We start from the raw sequence: 18267 nt of genomic DNA, 5'->3' as shown, positions 1-18267 counted from the left end.
AAAGGACCCGGAGAGCTATGCCTCCCAAGAAGAAGAAGGTCACGGGGCTCATCAAGCTCCAGATCCAGGCCGGTGCCGCCAACCCGGCTCCGCCGGTCGGCCCGGCGCTGGGTCAGCACGGCGTCAACATCATGGAGTTCTGCAAGGCCTACAACGCCGCGACCGAGTCGCAGCGTGGCTGGGTCATCCCGGTGGAGATCACGGTCTACGAGGACCGCTCCTTCACCTTCGTCACCAAGACGCCGCCGGCCGCCAAGATGATCCTCAAGGCCGCGGGTGTGGAGAAGGGCTCCGGCGAGCCGCACAAGACCAAGGTCGCCAAGATCACCGAGGCGCAGGTCCGCGAGATCGCCACGACCAAGATGCCCGACCTGAACGCGAACGACCTGGACGCCGCGGCGAAGATCATCGCCGGTACCGCGCGCTCCATGGGCGTCACGGTCGAGGGCTGACCACCACCAGCAGGTAATGCGGCCGTAGCCGGTCGCACGTGGCAGGGCCTGCTCGGCCCGGAGACCACGACTCCTTTCAGAACACACAGGAGCAAGTTGTGAGCAAGCGCAGCAAGGCTCTCCGCGCTGCGGACGCCAAGATCGACCGGGAGAAGCTGTACGCCCCGCTCGAGGCCGTCCGTCTCGCCAAGGAGACCTCCACGACCAAGTTCGACGGCACCGTCGAGGTCGCCTTCCGTCTGGGTGTCGACCCGCGCAAGGCCGACCAGATGGTCCGTGGCACCGTGAACCTTCCGCACGGCACCGGTAAGACCGCCCGGGTCCTGGTCTTCGCGACCGGTGACCGTGCCGAGGCCGCGCGTGCCGCGGGCGCCGACATCGTCGGCGCCGACGAGCTGATCGACGAGGTCTCGAAGGGCCGCCTGGACTTCGACGCCGTCGTCGCCACCCCGGACCTCATGGGCAAGGTCGGCCGCCTCGGCCGCGTCCTCGGCCCCCGTGGTCTGATGCCGAACCCGAAGACCGGCACCGTCACCCCCGACGTGACCAAGGCCGTCACGGACATCAAGGGCGGCAAGATCGAGTTCCGCGTCGACAAGCACTCGAACCTGCACTTCATCATCGGCAAGGTGTCCTTCGACGACGCCAAGCTGGTGGAGAACTACGGCGCCGCGCTGGAGGAGATCCTCCGTCTGAAGCCGTCCGCCGCGAAGGGCCGCTACATCAAGAAGGCCGCCCTCACCACCACGATGGGTCCCGGCATCCAGCTCGACCCGAACCGTACCCGCAACCTCCTCGTCGAGGAGGACCCGGCCGCCGTCTGAGCCCCGCGCTCACCCCGGTAGCCGCGTCCGGTACGCGTGACTGAAGGGCGGGCCCCGCAACCGTTGAGGTGCGGGGCCCGTCCTTTCTGTGTACGACCTGTTCGTCGTACGACTGTCGGTGGCCGGCACTAGGCTGCGCGCAGACGATTCGCAGGGGGTAGGACAAGAATGAAGAGCACGACGACCGTTCGCCGGGTGACCCTTTCCGTGGCCGTGGTGGCGGCACTGACCGGACTGGCCGCCTGCGGCTCCTCGGACTCCGGGAAGGGCGACAGCAAGGCGTCGGGTGCCGGCAAGGTCCACCTGAGCCCTGTCGCGGCCGTACTGCGCGATGTCGAGCAGTCCACGGACAAGGCCGAGTCGGCCAAGGTGCGCTCCACCACGTCCATGGGCGACATCATGGCGATGAACGCCGACGGCACGCTCGCGTGGGGCGACGGCCTCAAGGGCAACATGACCGTCACGTACACCGGCGGCAAGATGGCCGACGCGATGCGCAAGGCCGGCACCGCGCGCATGGAGGCCCGCTATCTGCCGGACGCCTTCTACGCGAAGATGAGCGACGCGTTCGCCCAGCAAGCCGGCGGCAAGCACTGGGTCAAGTACGACTACGACTACCTGGCCAAGGCCGGCGGCGCCTCCGGCGCGTACATGAAGGACCAGCTCCAGACCGCGACGCCGAACCAGTCGGTGAAGATGCTGCTGGCCTCCGGGGACGTCAAGAAGGTCGGCACGGAGACCGTCGACGGGCAGCACACCACGCACTACGCGGGCACCATGGACGTCGCCGCTCTCGCGGGCAAGGGCGGCAACCTCAGCGCCGGCCAGCTCACCGCCCTCAAGCAGCAGCTGAAGCAGTCCGGTGTCACGACGGACGCCATCGACATCTGGGTCAACGACCAGAACCTGCTGGTCAAGAAGACCGAGAAGGCGGCCACCGCCAACGGCACGCTGAACAGCACCGCCCACTACAGCGACTACGGCGTGGCGGTCTCCGCCGAGGCGCCGCCGGCCGCCGACACGATGGACATCGCGGACATGATGAAGTCCGGCGGCGCCAACAGCCCCTCGGGCGGCACCACGGCCGGCGGCACCGGCCTCACCTCCTGATCTCACCGGGACCGGGGCGTCGCGGGCTCGATTTGCCCCGCGGCGCCCCGGTCCCGTACTGTCATCCCCGAAGCCAAAGACCGCTGGTCGTTGCCGCGCGCTCGTAGAGGGCGCGGTGGCCGAAGGATCCACTGAAAAGTGGACGACCCGCGCAGGTGTCAGTGGAAGAACTCCCGGAGTGCGCGCGCCGAGCGCGTGTGCGGCCGGTCGAGTCCGCCCCGAGCGCCTGCGCCGGGGCGTTTGTTTTACCCAGTCCTCCTTCGGGTCCGCGCGGTCCGAATCACCCGGAAGGAGGCCGAGGCTCTATGGCGAGGCCCGACAAGGCTGCCGCGGTTGCGGAGCTGACGGACAAGTTCCGCAGCTCCAACGCCGCCGTGCTGACCGAGTACCGCGGTCTCACCGTGGCGCAGCTCAAGACGCTGCGCCGGTCGCTCGGTGAGAACGCCCAGTACGCCGTGGTGAAGAACACGCTGACCAAGATTGCGGCCAACGAGGCCGGGATCGCGCTGGACGACCAGCTCTTCGCTGGTCCGACGGCCGTCGCCTTCGTCACCGGTGACCCGGTGGAGTCGGCGAAGGGTCTCCGTGACTTCGCCAAGGACAACCCGAATCTCGTCATCAAGGGCGGCGTCCTTGACGGCAAGGCGATGTCTGCCGACGAGATCAAGAAGCTTGCGGACCTCGAGTCCCGCGAGGTTCTGCTCAGCAAGCTGGCCGGTGCCTTCAAGGGGAAGCAGTCCCAGGCTGCCTCCCTCTTCCAGGCGCTGCCGTCGAAGCTCGTCCGCACCGTGGACGCGCTGCGCGCCAAGCAGGCCGAGCAGGGCGGTGCCGAGTAATTCGGCTCGCTTTCTGACCCGCACCAACCGGCGCGGGTCGCAGCGGGCCGACGTACGCCCGCCTTACCCAGTACATCCGGCACCTGCCGATTGAGTGGAAGGACCGCCATCATGGCGAAGCTCACCCAGGACGAGCTGCTTGCCCAGTTCGAGGAGATGACCCTCATCGAGCTCTCCGAGTTCGTGAAGGCCTTCGAGGAGAAGTTCGACGTCACCGCCGCCGCTGCCGCGCCGGTCGTCGTCGCCGGTGGTGCCGCTGGCGGCGCCGCTGAGGCCGTCGAGGAGCAGGACGAGTTCGACGTCATCCTCACCGGTGCCGGCGAGAAGAAGATCCAGGTCATCAAGGTCGTGCGCGAGCTCACCTCCCTCGGCCTCAAGGAGGCCAAGGACCTGGTGGACGGCACCCCGAAGCCCGTCCTCGAGAAGGTCAACAAGGAGGCCGCGGAGAAGGCCGCCGAGTCCCTCAAGGGCGCCGGCGCCTCCGTCGAGGTCAAGTAACACCTCACGGGTCCGCAGGACTCGAACGCGCGCTGAATTCGGCCCTGTAGGGCTGTAACGCGAACGCACCGAAGAGCGATCATCCATCCGGGTGGTCGCTCTTCGGCGTATGCGGAGGGTGACCGCGGTTGCCTTGCGCTCGCGGTCGCGGGAGGTATGGTGATCTTCGTCGTGTCTCCCGGACGGCCCGGTTCCGGTGGGGAGCTCTTGACGAACCGCACGCAGCGCGCAATTCTCAGGACGCGTCGTCACAACGATCCGAATCCGAGGCATGGATCGACGGCGAAGAGGGCAGTATCAACGTGCGTTGAAGGGCAGCATGCCGAGGGCGTTGACAAGAGCGGTGAGCACAGCGAGGGTCTCGACAAACCCGCACTGGACATCAGTGTGCCAAGTGGCTACACTGACCCTTTGCGCTGCCTGTTAGCTGTCCCCTGCCCGTCACCAGGGGTCTGCCCTCACTCGAGCATCGATGACCGAAGCCCCCCTGACCTGGGGTTTCCGCCTCCGTGTTTGAGGGAGGGGCCGGTACGCGCGTAGTGAGTCCGAGCCCTCGGAAGGACCCCCTCTTGGCCGCCTCGCGCAACGCCTCGACCGCGAATACGAACAACGGCGCAAGCACCGCCCCGCTGCGCATTTCCTTTGCAAAGATCAAGGAGCCTCTCGAGGTTCCGAACCTGCTCGCGCTGCAGACCGAGAGCTTTGACTGGCTGCTCGGCAACACCGCTTGGCAGAGTCGGGTCGAGGAGGCTCTGGAGAACGGTCAGGACGTCCCCACCAAGTCCGGTCTGGAGGAGATCTTCGAGGAGATCTCCCCGATCGAGGACTTCTCCGGGTCGATGTCCCTGACGTTCCGGGACCACCGCTTCGAGCCGCCGAAGAACTCCATCGACGAGTGCAAGGACCGCGACTTCACGTACGCCGCTCCGCTCTTCGTCACCGCCGAGTTCACCAACAACGAGACCGGTGAGATCAAGTCCCAGACGGTCTTCATGGGCGACTTCCCGCTCATGACGAACAAGGGCACCTTCGTCATCAACGGCACCGAGCGTGTCGTGGTGTCTCAGCTGGTCCGTTCCCCCGGTGTCTACTTCGACTCCTCCATCGACAAGACGTCCGACAAGGACATCTTCTCCGCCAAGATCATCCCGTCCCGGGGTGCCTGGCTGGAGATGGAGATCGACAAGCGCGACATGGTCGGTGTGCGCATCGACCGCAAGCGCAAGCAGTCGGTCACCGTCCTTCTGAAGGCGCTCGGCTGGACCACCGAGCAGATCCTCGAAGAGTTCGGCGACTACGAGTCGATGCGCGCCACCCTGGAGAAGGACCACACCCAGGGCCAGGACGACGCGCTGCTCGACATCTACCGCAAGCTGCGTCCGGGCGAGCCCCCCACGCGTGAGGCCGCGCAGACGCTGCTCGAGAACCTCTACTTCAACCCGAAGCGCTACGACCTCGCCAAGGTCGGCCGCTACAAGGTCAACAAGAAGCTGGGCGCCGACGCCCCGCTGGACGCGGGCATCCTGACCGTCGAGGACATCATCTCGACGATCAAGTACCTGGTGCAGCTGCACGCCGGCGAGACCGAGACCACGGGCGACAGCGGCGACACGATCGTCGTCGAGACCGACGACATCGACCACTTCGGCAACCGTCGTCTGCGCAGCGTCGGCGAGCTCATCCAGAACCAGGTCCGCACGGGTCTGGCTCGTATGGAGCGCGTCGTGCGCGAGCGCATGACCACCCAGGACGTCGAGGCGATCACGCCGCAGACCCTGATCAACATCCGGCCGGTCGTCGCCTCCATCAAGGAGTTCTTCGGCACCAGCCAGCTGTCGCAGTTCATGGACCAGAACAACCCGCTGTCGGGTCTCACCCACAAGCGCCGTCTGTCGGCTCTTGGCCCGGGTGGTCTCTCCCGTGAGCGGGCCGGCTTCGAGGTCCGTGACGTGCACCCCTCGCACTACGGCCGCATGTGCCCGATCGAGACGCCCGAAGGCCCGAACATCGGTCTGATCGGCTCGCTCGCCTCCTACGGCCGGGTCAACGCGTTCGGTTTCGTCGAGACCCCGTACCGCAAGGTCATCGACGGCCAGGTCACCGACGAGGTCGACTACCTGACCGCCGACGAGGAGGACCGCTTCGTCATCGCGCAGGCCAACGCCCCGCTGACGGACGAGCTGCGCTTCGCCGAGGCCCGCGTGCTGGTCCGCCGCCGCGGCGGCGAGGTCGACTACGTCGGCGGCGCCGACGTGGACTACATGGACGTCTCGCCGCGCCAGATGGTGTCGGTCGCGACGGCCATGATCCCCTTCCTCGAGCACGACGACGCCAACCGTGCCCTCATGGGCGCGAACATGATGCGTCAGGCCGTTCCGCTGATTAAGTCGGAGGCCCCGCTCGTCGGTACCGGCATGGAGTACCGCTCCGCCGTCGACGCCGGCGACGTGGTCAAGGCCGAGAAGGCGGGTGTGGTCCAGGAGGTCTCCGCGGACTACATCACCACGGCGAACGACGACGGCACGTACATCACGTACCGCCTGCACAAGTTCTCCCGCTCCAACCAGGGCACCTCGGTCAACCAGAAGGTCATCGTCAACGAGGGCGACCGGATCATCGAGGGCCAGGTCCTCGCCGACGGTCCGGCCACCGAGAACGGTGAGATGGCCCTGGGCAAGAACCTGCTCGTGGCGTTCATGCCGTGGGAGGGTCACAACTACGAGGACGCGATCATCCTGTCGCAGCGCCTCGTGCAGGACGACGTCCTCTCCTCGATCCACATCGAGGAGCACGAGGTCGACGCCCGTGACACCAAGCTCGGCCCCGAGGAGATCACCCGGGACATCCCGAACGTCTCCGAGGAGGTCCTCGCCGACCTCGACGAGCGCGGCATCATCCGCATCGGCGCCGAGGTCATCGCCGGCGACATCCTCGTCGGCAAGGTCACGCCCAAGGGTGAGACCGAGCTGACCCCGGAGGAGCGCCTGCTGCGCGCCATCTTCGGTGAGAAGGCCCGTGAGGTCCGCGACACCTCGCTGAAGGTGCCGCACGGCGAGACCGGCAAGGTCATCGGCGTGCGCGTCTTCGACCGCGAGGAGGGCGACGAGCTGCCGCCGGGCGTGAACCAGCTGGTCCGCGTCTACGTCGCGCAGAAGCGCAAGATCACCGACGGTGACAAGCTCGCCGGCCGTCACGGCAACAAGGGTGTCATCTCCAAGATCCTGCCGATCGAGGACATGCCGTTCCTGGAGGACGGCACCCCGGTCGACATCATCCTGAACCCGCTGGGTGTGCCGTCCCGAATGAACCCGGGACAGGTCCTGGAGATCCACCTCGGCTGGCTCGCCAGCCGCGGCTGGGACGTCTCCGGTCTCGCCGACGAGTGGGCCCAGCGCCTGCAGGCCATCGGCGCCGACCAGGTCGCCCCGCGCACCAACGTCGCCACCCCGGTGTTCGACGGTGCCCGCGAGGACGAGCTGGCGGGTCTGCTCCAGCACACCATCCCGAACCGCGACGGCGAGCGCATGGTGCTCCCGTCCGGCAAGGCGCGGCTGTTCGACGGCCGTAGCGGTGAGCCGTTCCCGGACCCGATCTCGGTCGGCTACATGTACATCCTGAAGCTGCACCACCTGGTCGACGACAAGCTGCACGCGCGTTCGACCGGCCCGTACTCGATGATCACCCAGCAGCCGCTGGGTGGTAAGGCGCAGTTCGGTGGCCAGCGCTTCGGCGAGATGGAGGTGTGGGCCCTTGAGGCATACGGCGCCGCGTACGCCCTCCAGGAACTGCTGACCATCAAGTCCGACGACGTCACCGGCCGCGTGAAGGTCTACGAGGCCATCGTCAAGGGCGAGAACATTCCCGAGCCCGGCATCCCCGAGTCCTTCAAGGTGCTCATCAAGGAGATGCAGTCGCTCTGCCTGAACGTGGAGGTGCTGTCCAGCGACGGCATGTCCATCGAGATGCGTGACACCGACGAGGATGTCTTCCGCGCTGCGGAGGAGCTCGGCATCGACCTGTCCCGGCGCGAGCCGAGCAGCGTCGAAGAGGTCTGACGGGAGTCCGGCGGGGCCCTCACCCACAGGGCCCCGCCGACCCCCAGGCCCCCGTTTCAGACCACAGACTTACGACCCTGAGAGGGATTGACGCATAGTGCTCGACGTCAACTTCTTCGACGAGCTCCGGATCGGCCTGGCCACCGCTGACGACATCCGTCAGTGGAGCCACGGTGAGGTCAAGAAGCCCGAGACGATCAACTACCGCACCCTGAAGCCGGAAAAGGACGGGCTCTTCTGCGAGAAGATCTTCGGTCCCACCCGGGACTGGGAGTGCTACTGCGGCAAGTACAAGCGTGTCCGCTTCAAGGGCATCATCTGCGAGCGCTGTGGCGTCGAGGTCACGCGCGCCAAGGTGCGCCGTGAGCGGATGGGCCACATCGAGCTCGCCGCCCCCGTCACCCACATCTGGTACTTCAAGGGCGTCCCGTCCCGGCTGGGCTACCTGCTGGACCTCGCCCCGAAGGACCTGGAGAAGGTCATCTACTTCGCGGCGTACATGATCACGTACGTCGACGAGGAGCGCCGTACCCGCGACCTGCCCTCCCTGGAGGCGCATGTCTCGGTCGAGCGCCAGCACATCGAGAACCGCCGTGACTCCGACCTGGAGGCCCGCGCCAAGAAGCTCGAGACCGACCTGGCCGAGCTGGAGGCCGAGGGCGCCAAGGCGGACGTGCGCCGCAAGGTGCGCGAGGGTGCCGAGCGTGAGATGAAGCAGCTGCGCGACCGCGCGCAGCGCGAGATCGACCGCCTCGACGAGGTGTGGAACCGGTTCAAGAACCTCAAGGTCCAGGACCTCGAGGGCGACGAGCTGCTCTACCGCGAGCTGCGCGACCGCTTCGGCACGTACTTCGACGGCTCGATGGGCGCCGCGGCGCTCCAGAAGCGCCTGGAGTCCTTCGACCTCGACGAAGAGGCCGAGAAGCTCCGCGAGATCATCCGCACCGGCAAGGGCCAGAAGAAGACCCGTGCCCTCAAGCGGCTGAAGGTCGTCTCCGCGTTCCTGCAGACCTCCAACAGCCCCAAGGGCATGGTCCTGGACTGCGTCCCGGTCATCCCGCCGGACCTGCGTCCGATGGTGCAGCTGGACGGTGGCCGCTTCGCGACCTCCGACCTGAACGACCTGTACCGCCGTGTCATCAACCGCAACAACCGCCTGAAGCGGCTTCTCGACCTCGGCGCGCCCGAGATCATCGTGAACAACGAGAAGCGCATGCTCCAGGAGGCGGTCGACGCCCTCTTCGACAACGGCCGTCGCGGCCGCCCGGTGACGGGCCCCGGCAACCGTCCGCTGAAGTCCCTCAGCGACATGCTGAAGGGTAAGCAGGGTCGATTCCGTCAGAACCTGCTCGGCAAGCGTGTCGACTACTCGGCGCGTTCCGTCATCGTCGTCGGCCCGCAGCTCAAGCTGCACCAGTGCGGTCTGCCCAAGGCGATGGCCCTGGAGCTGTTCAAGCCGTTCGTGATGAAGCGCCTGGTCGACCTGAACCACGCGCAGAACATCAAGTCGGCCAAGCGCATGGTCGAGCGCGGCCGCACCGTGGTGTACGACGTCCTCGAAGAGGTCATCGCCGAGCACCCGGTGCTGCTGAACCGTGCGCCCACCCTGCACCGCCTCGGCATCCAGGCGTTCGAGCCGCAGCTGGTCGAGGGCAAGGCCATCCAGATCCACCCGCTCGTCTGCACCGCGTTCAACGCGGACTTCGACGGTGACCAGATGGCCGTGCACCTGCCGCTGTCCGCGGAGGCGCAGGCCGAGGCCCGCATCCTGATGCTGTCCTCGAACAACATCCTCAAGCCGGCCGACGGCCGCCCGGTGACGATGCCGACCCAGGACATGGTCCTCGGTCTGTTCTTCCTCACCACCGACGGCGAGCTGCGGGACGTCAAGGGCGAGGGCCGCGCGTTCGGCTCCACGGCCGAGGCGACCATGGCGTTCGACGCGGGCGAGCTGTCGCTGCAGTCCGCGGTCGACATCCGCTTCCCGGTGGGCACCATCCCGCCGCGCGGCTGGACCCCGCCGGCCCGCGAGGAGGGCGAGCCCGAGTGGCAGCAGGGGGACTCGTTCCGTCTGCGCACCACCCTGGGCCGCGCGCTCTTCAACGAGCTGCTGCCCGAGGACTACCCGTTCGTCGACTACTCGGTGGGCAAGAAGCAGCTCGGCGAGATCGTCAACGATCTGGCGGAGCGCTACCCCAAGGTGATCGTGGCGGCGACGCTCGACAACCTGAAGGCGGCCGGCTTCTACTGGGGTACCCGCTCGGGTGTCACCGTGGCCATCTCCGACGTCGTCGTGCCCGAGGCCAAGAAGGCCATCGTCGCGGGCTACGAGGCCCAGGACGAGAAGGTCCAGAAGCAGTACGAGCGCGGTCTGATCACCAAGGAAGAGCGCACTCAGGAGCTCATCGCGATCTGGACCAAGGCGACCAACGAGGTCGCCGAGGCGATGAACGAGAACTTCCCCAAGACCAACCCCATCTTCATGATGGTTGACTCGGGTGCCCGAGGAAACATGATGCAGATGCGGCAGATCGCCGGTATGCGTGGTCTGGTGTCGAACGCGAAGAACGAGACCATCCCGCGTCCGATCAAGGCCTCGTTCCGTGAGGGCCTGTCCGTGCTGGAGTACTTCATCTCCACCCACGGTGCCCGTAAGGGTCTGGCGGACACCGCTCTGCGTACCGCCGACTCGGGTTACCTCACCCGTCGTCTGGTCGACGTCTCCCAGGACGTCATCATCCGCGAGGAGGACTGCGGCACCGAGCGCGGCCTCAAGCTGGCGATCGCCGAGCGTGGCGAGGACGGTGTCCTGCGCAAGACGGGCAACGTCGAGACGTCGGTGTACGCGCGCTGCCTCGCCGAGGACATCGTGGTCGACGGCAAGGTGCTGGCCCCGGCCGGTACCGACCTCGGCGACGTGCTCATCGACGAGCTGGTCAAGCACGGTGTGGAGACGGTCAAGACCCGCTCGGTCCTGACCTGTGAGTCCGCCGTCGGCACCTGCGCGATGTGCTACGGCCGTTCGCTGGCCACCGGCAAGCTGGTCGACATCGGTGAGGCGGTCGGCATTATCGCCGCCCAGTCCATCGGTGAGCCCGGTACCCAGCTGACGATGCGTACCTTCCACACCGGTGGTGTGGCCGGTGACGACATCACCCAGGGTCTGCCGCGTGTCGTCGAGCTCTTCGAGGCCCGTACCCCGAAGGGTGTCGCCCCGATCTCCGAGGCTTCCGGCCGCGTGCGGATCGAGGAGACCGAGAAGACGAAGAAGCTCGTCGTCACCCCGGACGACGGCAGCGACGAGACGCCGTTCCCGATCTCGAAGCGCGCCAAGGTCCTGGTCCGCGAGGGCGAGCACGTCGAGGTGGGCCAGCAGCTCACCGTGGGTGCCACCAACCCGCACGACGTGCTGCGCATCCTGGGTCAGCGTGCCGTCCAGGTCCACCTGGTCGGCGAGGTCCAGAAGGTCTACAACTCGCAGGGTGTGTCGATCCACGACAAGCACATCGAGATCATCATCCGGCAGATGCTGCGCCGGGTGACGATCATCGAGTCGGGCGACGCGGAGCTGCTGCCCGGCGAGCTGGTCGAGCGTTCGAAGTTCGAGACCGAGAACCGTCGTGTGGTCCAGGAGGGCGGTCACCCCGCCTCCGGCCGTCCGCAGCTGATGGGTATCACCAAGGCGTCGCTGGCGACGGAGTCCTGGCTGTCGGCCGCCTCCTTCCAGGAGACGACCCGAGTCCTGACGGATGCGGCGATCAACGCCAAGTCCGACAGCCTCATCGGCCTCAAGGAGAACGTCATCATCGGTAAGCTCATCCCGGCCGGTACGGGTCTGTCCCGCTACCGCAACATCCGGGTGGAGCCGACCGAGGAGGCCAAGGCCGCGATGTACTCGGCCGTCGGCTACGACGACATCGACTACTCGCCGTTCGGCACGGGCTCCGGCCAGGCCGTTCCGCTGGAGGACTACGACTACGGTCCGTACAACCAGTAAGCGGGCAGTCTGAAGGGCGGCCACTCCCCATCGGGGGGGTGGCCGCCCTTCGGCGTGTCAGCGCCGGCGTTCCAGCCGCGCCTGCAGGTGATGCAGGCGGGTGTGGATGTCCGGATGGGAATCCAGCAACCGGGTGAGCACCGGCTCGTCCGCGCTGCCGAGGCTCCGGCGCTCGGGCCGTTGTACGGGCTCCCGTTCGCTCTCGTCGCCGAGCACCGCCATGAGCTCGGCGGCGAAACCGAGATCCGCCGCGTGATCGTCCGCCCGCAATTCCGAGCGCCGGGAGACCGCCGCCGCCAGGTACGGCGTGATCAGGGGAAACAGGATCAGTCCGTACGTCGCGGTGACCAGGGCGATCACGACTGCCCCGATGACAATCGCCGTGATCAGCGTTGCCCCGGCGGACATCCGGTCCGTCCGTTTCGCCAGCCGCCACAGGAGTCGCGCGGCGAGCCGGCCGGGTAGCGCGTACCAGAGGACCAGCAGGGTCGCCCACGCGTGCCCCCGGACTTGGTGGCCCAGCTCGTGGGCGAGCACACCGGCGAGCTGGGGCGGCGGGAGTGAACTCAGGGAGTGGCTGGTCACACCGACGATATGACCGGCCGTCGCCATGGCGTTCAGTTCCGGGCTTTCCTCGACCCACAGTTGGTAGGCGGCGCCATCCACTCCGGCCCGGGCGGTGACCTCGCGCCAGACGGCCCGCAGCGTGGGGGCCTCTTTCGGCGTGGGGTAGCGCAGTCCGAACAGCCGACGCGCGATGACCCGTTCGCAGGGCCGGTGGAAGAGGAGGAGACCACTGAGCGCCCAGCCCGCGAAGCCGAGCCACCAGGGTGGCCCTCCCAGCGCCTCCACGGTGCACGCGGTCGCGAGGACCACGGCCGCGCTGAGGAGCACCTGGGGCAGGTGCAGGGCCAGCCGGACGAGCGCGGTGATGTCGGCGCCCCGCTGTCGGGCGGAGATATGAATCCGGCCGGTCCGGAGCAACGGCGTGGCGGGCGCAGAGGCGGGGCTGGCCCCGTCGGCCGGAGTGGGTGCGGACTTCGCTGTCTCGCCGGGAGTGGGCATGGCGCTTCCCTTCGAAAGCTGACGGACACGGGACGGTTCAGCCGATGAGCAGCGAGCAGGGCAGAAGCACCACCGCGCAGGCGAAAGCGATCAGACCTGTACGGATCCATGCGTGTTTACGTGTCGTGATGCGGCTGGCCTCGGTGAGCGCGAGCAGCAGTGCGCCGAACGGATCGCGTCCGGTGTCCGTAAGAGCTTCGGGCAACTCGCCCGTGCGTGCGGCCCGGTGCACGTCTCCGAAGTAGGTGAGCGGCCGGCCGGGTTCCCAGCGGTCGGTGCCGTAGCGGGGGACCACCGCGAGGAGCAGCGCGAAGAGGGAGACGGCCAGGCAGCCGGCCCCGGCCCACCACAGCGGTGCGGCGGCCGCCGTCGGAGCCCGGTGGCCCCGGCCGGTCGGCACCATGGCGAGGATTCCGCTCGTCAGCCCGAGCACACCGACGAGCACGGCGGCCTTGGTGTCCGCGCGGCTGATCTCGGCCCGCACGTCGGCCAGTAGCCGGAGGCCCGCCTGCATCCGCGGGCTGTCCCAGGACCCGGTGGTCATGTGCCCTCCTGCGTGATGCCCTCGGCACGTGCGGGTTTCGTCAGTTCCACCGGTGTCCCGGCGGCCCGCTCGAACGGGTCCGTGGCCTTGAGCAGGGCCGCCATCCGCTCGGCGGCCAGGCCGCGGGTCGTCTCCAGCTGGTAGTCCTCCAGACGGCGGCTGTCGAGAACCTGCTTGATCAGCTCCAGTTGGTGATCCACCAGCTTCGTCTGTTCGCCGCTGAGGTGACCTAGGACGAGCGAGGTGTCCTCGGGATGGACGGCCAGGTGCAGGGCCAGCGCCCCGACACCGCCCTTGGCCAGCTGGCGCTCGTAGAAGCCGATTCGCTCGGCCCGGCGCTCGGCTTCGGACCGTTCGCGCAGCAGGGCCGCCTTGTGCTCCGGCTCGACGGCCGCTGCCGCGTGCCGCGCGTCGCGCAGCCGGGCCTGGTGGGACCGCTCGGCCGCGTCTCGGCGCAGCCGCAGGGTGCAGCGCACCCGTAGTCCCTCGGCCAGGCCGATCGACGGGCAGTGCTCCGCCGCCTGCCGCTGTACGTTCTGCTCGGCCTCGGCGCTGTCCTCGATGCGGTGGGCACGGGACGCGGTCCGCAGTCCCGGCAGCAGCTCCCGCGTGACGAGGGCGGGTACGTCTCGCTCCTGGCTCCTCACGAAGGCCTCCGGGTTCATGACGCGCCAGGTGACATCGGCGGTGGCCTCGAACTCGAAGCTGTCGACGAGGCTGGGCAGCGGCACCTGGAGCCGGAAGCCGTGCGGGTCGGTGTCCACCTCGTACAGGGCGGTGTAGCGCCGTACAGAGGTGGGCCGGTCGGGCGGGAGGTAGGTGTCGTACCGGCCGGCGCGGGTGACGCAGACCAGCGCGTGGTCGATGCGTCCTGTGAAGCGCCGTGTGACGAGCCGGAACCGGGGCAGTTGCCGGACCGTGCGGACCGGGTCGGGGTCCCGGGGGCCGGAGTCGGCGTTCTGGGGTGACTGGCGGAACCAGTCGAGCGGTTCGGCGGAGGGCCGCGCCGGCTCCGCCGAGCTGGTGGACGTCGGTTCGGGGAGTGTCTCTTCCATGATCGGTCTCCTGTGCTCGGGTCGCCGCCGCGCTCACGAGGAGCGGGGCAGGAGGTCCAGCAGCCGGGCGGCGGACGGCGAGGGGGAGGGCGGGGAATCGCGCAGGCTGCGTAGCCGGTGGCCGACCCGGCGGTCGTTGGGCGGCTCGGCGGTGACGGCCGGAAGGAGCGCGGCCAGGGCCGATTCGGTCTCCGGTTCGCCGTCCGCCCGGCGGACCCAGCCGGAGAGGACGTCCAAGGCGCCGTCATTGGTCGTACGGTCGGCCAGCAGCGCCTGCCAGAAGAGGGTGAGGTGGCGTTCGGTGTCCGGCTCGGCTCCCGCGCGGGCCTGTGCGTACCACTGGAGGACCAGCGGGCGGTCGTCGGGTTCCCCCGTCTGCCTGCAGGCCTTGAGGAAGGCGAGCAGAGCGTGCTCGCGTACCGTGCGTTCGCGGCCGAGGCATTCGGCGAGCTTGCCCAGTACGGGTTCGCGCACCGCGAGCAGCAGCAGTTCCAGGGCGTCGGCGAACTGGTGGGCGCTCTCCGGGATTTCCTCGTCCTCGTCGATGGGCTCGGGCTGTGGCTGCTGCCGGATGCTGTCCAGCAGGACGTCCAGGGTCTCCTCGGGCGCCGTGGGCCCGAGCAGGCTGTAGGCACGGATGGCGGTCCACCGACGGCTCTCGACGTCTCCGGTGCACCAGCCCCGCAGCAGCGGGCGGATGGTTCCGACCCCCAGCAGATCGGCCAGGGTGAGGGTGTTGGCGGCCATCAGCCAGGAGTCGGGGTCCTGGTCGTCCGCCCACGGCTCGATGAGGTGGGCCAGCGCGGAGGAGAAGTCGGCGGTGGCGAGGAGCGCGGTCGCCGAGGCGGCCCGGGTGCGTACCAGAGGGCGGCGGTCCTCCGCGAGCCGGCGGATCCACTCGACCAGCGCGGGCCGGGCGGAGGGATGCAGGTTCCACACCGTCTCCAGCAGTGTCCTGGCGGTGCGCTCCTCCTGGAACTCGGCGATGTACTGGCCGATGACGCCCCATTCGGTCACCTCGGCGTCGAGGTAGCCGCGGGCGTGTGCGGACCGGAGCCGGTCCTCCCGGGAGACGCCGAAGACCGGGATCACGGGCCGTTCGACGGGGTCGGCCGTGTGCTGGAGGCGGGCGTAGAGGACATCACCGAGTTCGGCGGCGACCGCGTAGGGCGCCTTGTCGAACACGGCGAGCGAGATCAGGAACGCCTTCTCCAGGAGCTCGTGCTGCCCGTCGGTGAGCCATCGGGTCACCTGTGCCCCGATGGCGCGTTCACTGTATTCGGCGAGCGCTTGTGCATCGGCCTCCCCGCGGTGTACGGCGACGAGCCGCTGGGCGAACTCCTCCAGCATGGCCGGCTGATGCTGCCCGGCGAGAAACTCCTTCACCTGCCGCAGGGCGCACAGTTCCTGCCAGCCCTCCTCGCCGATCTGGAGCGTGACGTGCGCGTGCAGCATCTCTTCGGGCGGAGGCGGCTCCCACCGTACGAACGGGACGTCGTCCAGGGCCGTCGACGGTTCGACCGTGATGACGAGATGGCCGCCGGAATGCTCCAGCTGCTCCCGCAGGCCCAGCAGTTGTGGCTCGCGCACGGGGTTGCTGCGGTCGGCGGTGAAGTCCTTCAGGAAGTAGCCCTCCGCGCGGTCCAGTCGGTCCGGCAGCGCGGACAGTGAGCGGGGCCGCTCCAGACTGCGCACCGGGCCGCCCTCCGTCGCACGGTGCAACAGCATCAGCGCGGCCGAGTAGCGGCCTGTGTCCCGTCCGCCGGAGAGGATCACGATCCGGTCGGTGCGGAGCCGGGCGAGAGCCTTCTCGAAGCTCGCACAGCCGCGGAAGACCTCGGCCAGCTTCGTGATCTCCTCCGGGCGGACCACTCCGGAGAGATGCTCGGAGCGCGCAGGGGCGCCGCCGAAGTAGTTGTGCACACTGCCGTGGATCGTGCCGCCGCTGACCCCGAACTGGTCGTGGCCGACCTGCGTGGCGGAGGCGGTCCGGTCCAGGGACATGACGAATGAGGGGCCGTGCTGGATCAGCGCCCTGCGGGCGGCCCAGGCCTCCTGGCGCTTGCGTTCTGGCGCCTCCGCCTGCTCCTCCTGTTCGGCGTCCTGCGCGGCCTGATCCGCGGCGGGCGCGGCGGCGGCCGCCGGCTCCTGGCTCATCGGCGGCCGTCCCGGCCCGGGAGACCGAAGTGGAGATCGCCGTGCACGGTGCCGCCGCTGACGCCGTACTGGTCGCCCGCGACACCGGTGTGATTGACCTGGGCGGTGGCCGTTCCGGCCGTGGGGGAGCTCGTGGCAGCAGCCTCGGCGGTCCGGGCCCCTGCCGGGACCTGTGCGCCGTGCAGCCACGCCACCGTGGGCCCCTCCTTGGTTTCCGCGGTCACCCGGTAAAAGTCCTCGGGGCGGACACCCAGCGGGCCGTGCCGGACCACGCCGTTGTAGACACCGTCCGATACACACAGCACGCTGTCGCCGTCCCGCTGCTTGAGCGCGTCCCGCAGCGGGTCCGCGTTCAGCAGCCGTACCGCGTGATTGAGGTCCGAGCCGACCCAGCCGTCCAGTTCGTCCACGGCGACGTAGCCGGCGGAGAGCACCATGCGCAGGCGCATCCGCGCGCTGTCGGCGAGCAGGCGGTTCTTGCTGTGCAACAGGGACGGCGTCTCGGTCAGCAGCGTCTTCACCAGGGCAGACACAGAGACCTGGGTGTCGATGAGGGCCATGACGGAGTCACCGCGGTCCGCGCGCAGCGCGGCCGCCTCGTCCACGCCGGCGTCGACGAGGGTGGCGTCGACGACGTCGTAGAGGATCCGGCGCAGGTAGGCCTGTTCCACATCGTCACGGGAGCCGAACTGCTCGATGTCGAAGAGCAGGATGGTGCGGTACACGGGATCGGACATGGCTGCCTCTCGCGTTCATCGGGTGTACCGGCACGTTGGCAGCACGAGGCCCTGCGGCGGCGGGACGGATGACGCGGAAGAAGTGTGACCGTGTACACAGACGAACTCCGGGCAGGTGTGCCCCGTATCCGTCAGGCCGTGCCCTCGCCGACGATGCGGCGCAACACGTCGGGCCGGAGCACCACGACGTGGCGGCGCCGGGTGGCGACGACCTCCCGGGTCCGCAGCTCCGCCAGGAACCGGGCGACCGCCTCCCGTGAGGAGCCGACCGAGCCCGCGAATTCGTGCTGGCTCAGCCCGATGGTGAGTTCGATGCCTTCATCGGTGCGGTGGCCGTGCGTGCGCACCAGTTCGAGAAGAAGGACGGCGATCCGTTCGCGCACGCTGAGCGCGGCCCACTGCAGGCGCCGGTGGTCGGTGGTGCGCTGCCGGTCGGTGGACAGGCTCAGCAGTTGCAGCGCCACCCGGGCGTTCTCGGCGAGGAAGGCGGTGAACCGGCTCTGGTCGATCACGACCGCCTGGACCGGCTCCAGCGCGGTCACAGTCGCCGAGCGATGACGGCCGCTCAGCGCCGCGCCCTCCCCGAGGATGTCACCGGGACCTCGCAGGGCGAGCAGCGCCTCGTAGCCGTTGGCCGCTGCCGCTGTGACCTTCGTCCAGCCGTGCAGCACAAGCAGCACATGGGCGGAGGGCTCGGCCTGGTGCATGAGGACGGCACGCGCCTGGTAGCGCAGCGGCCGGCCGAGGGCGAGCAGCGCGAGCCGGTCCTCTTTCTCCAGCCGGGCCAGGAAGGGCACCGCGTCGTCGAACCCGTCGTCGTCCCACGCGCGCGTACGTCCTGCGGCCATTCCGCCCCCTGGTGCCACTGAACCGCTTGCTCGAAGCAACGTGTCAACGTACTGGATGCGTCTGCCGGGTGGATGGGCGACAATCGGCC

At 68.6% G+C, this 18267-nt stretch carries 13 protein-coding genes; 7 read left to right on the top strand and 6 right to left on the bottom strand.

Annotated features, from left to right (window positions below; translation table 11 throughout):
• The first annotated feature begins 17 nt into the window (after nucleotides 1-17).
• The 7 genes from rplK (at nucleotide 18) to GHR20_RS15105 (ending at nucleotide 11772) form a co-directional block, all read left to right on the top strand.
• Nucleotides 18-452 (top strand): 50S ribosomal protein L11, encoded by a 435-nt coding sequence (gene rplK / locus GHR20_RS15135; protein ID WP_046419431.1) that lies wholly within the window; start codon nucleotides 18-20, stop codon nucleotides 450-452.
• Between the two features lie 98 nt (nucleotides 453-550).
• Complete coding sequence (rplA, locus tag GHR20_RS15130) at nucleotides 551-1276, top strand: 50S ribosomal protein L1 (RefSeq protein ID WP_111586060.1); 726 nt, start codon at nucleotides 551-553, stop codon at nucleotides 1274-1276.
• Nucleotides 1277-1444: 168 nt separating this feature from the next.
• The gene (locus GHR20_RS15125; protein ID WP_153813454.1) at nucleotides 1445-2386 is read left to right on the top strand and encodes a hypothetical protein; all 942 of its coding nucleotides are present in this window, start codon (nucleotides 1445-1447) and stop codon (nucleotides 2384-2386) included.
• Between the two features lie 305 nt (nucleotides 2387-2691).
• Nucleotides 2692-3222, top strand: a complete 531-nt coding sequence (gene rplJ / locus GHR20_RS15120; RefSeq protein WP_046419436.1) for a 50S ribosomal protein L10 — start codon at nucleotides 2692-2694, stop codon at nucleotides 3220-3222.
• A gap of 111 nt (nucleotides 3223-3333) precedes the next feature.
• Complete coding sequence (rplL, locus tag GHR20_RS15115; protein WP_153813453.1) at nucleotides 3334-3720, top strand: 50S ribosomal protein L7/L12; 387 nt, start codon at nucleotides 3334-3336, stop codon at nucleotides 3718-3720.
• A gap of 569 nt (nucleotides 3721-4289) precedes the next feature.
• Nucleotides 4290-7775: a DNA-directed RNA polymerase subunit beta gene (rpoB, locus tag GHR20_RS15110; protein WP_111586063.1), complete on the top strand. Its 3486-nt coding sequence runs from the start codon at nucleotides 4290-4292 to the stop codon at nucleotides 7773-7775.
• Between the two features lie 97 nt (nucleotides 7776-7872).
• Complete coding sequence (locus GHR20_RS15105; protein ID WP_111586064.1) at nucleotides 7873-11772, top strand: DNA-directed RNA polymerase subunit beta'; 3900 nt, start codon at nucleotides 7873-7875, stop codon at nucleotides 11770-11772.
• A gap of 57 nt (nucleotides 11773-11829) precedes the next feature.
• Here the strand turns inward: GHR20_RS15105 and GHR20_RS15100 are convergent, their stop codons facing one another.
• The 6 genes from GHR20_RS15100 to GHR20_RS15075 all read right to left on the bottom strand — a co-directional run bounded on the left by GHR20_RS15100 (nucleotide 11830) and on the right by GHR20_RS15075 (nucleotide 18178).
• Nucleotides 11830-12837, bottom strand: coding sequence for a M48 family metalloprotease (locus tag GHR20_RS15100; protein WP_153813452.1), 1008 nt, complete (start codon nucleotides 12835-12837; stop codon nucleotides 11830-11832).
• A gap of 37 nt (nucleotides 12838-12874) precedes the next feature.
• Nucleotides 12875-13381 (bottom strand): Pycsar system effector family protein, encoded by a 507-nt coding sequence (locus GHR20_RS15095; protein ID WP_111586066.1) that lies wholly within the window; start codon nucleotides 13379-13381, stop codon nucleotides 12875-12877.
• A complete protein-coding gene (locus tag GHR20_RS15090) occupies nucleotides 13378-14436 on the bottom strand; it encodes a hypothetical protein (protein ID WP_243878029.1) in 1059 nt (352 codons plus the stop codon). Before GHR20_RS15090 ends, GHR20_RS15095 begins: the two co-directional genes overlap by 4 nt.
• Nucleotides 14437-14469: 33 nt before the next feature.
• Nucleotides 14470-16593: a hypothetical protein gene (locus GHR20_RS15085; protein WP_111586067.1), complete on the bottom strand. Its 2124-nt coding sequence runs from the start codon at nucleotides 16591-16593 to the stop codon at nucleotides 14470-14472.
• On the bottom strand, nucleotides 16590-17330 hold the full coding sequence (locus GHR20_RS15080; RefSeq protein ID WP_111586068.1) for a hypothetical protein: 741 nt from the start codon (nucleotides 17328-17330) through the stop codon (nucleotides 16590-16592). The genes GHR20_RS15085 and GHR20_RS15080 overlap by 4 nt, the downstream gene beginning before the upstream one ends.
• A gap of 131 nt (nucleotides 17331-17461) precedes the next feature.
• Complete coding sequence (locus GHR20_RS15075) at nucleotides 17462-18178, bottom strand: Crp/Fnr family transcriptional regulator (RefSeq protein WP_111586069.1); 717 nt, start codon at nucleotides 18176-18178, stop codon at nucleotides 17462-17464.
• Between the last annotated feature and the right edge of the window lie 89 nt (nucleotides 18179-18267).

This window comes from Streptomyces sp. SUK 48 (genome assembly GCF_009650765.1).
Taxonomy (GTDB): domain Bacteria; phylum Actinomycetota; class Actinomycetes; order Streptomycetales; family Streptomycetaceae; genus Streptomyces.
The sequence above is the reverse complement of the archived record's forward strand: the minus strand, read 5'-3'. Positions and strand labels throughout refer to the sequence as shown.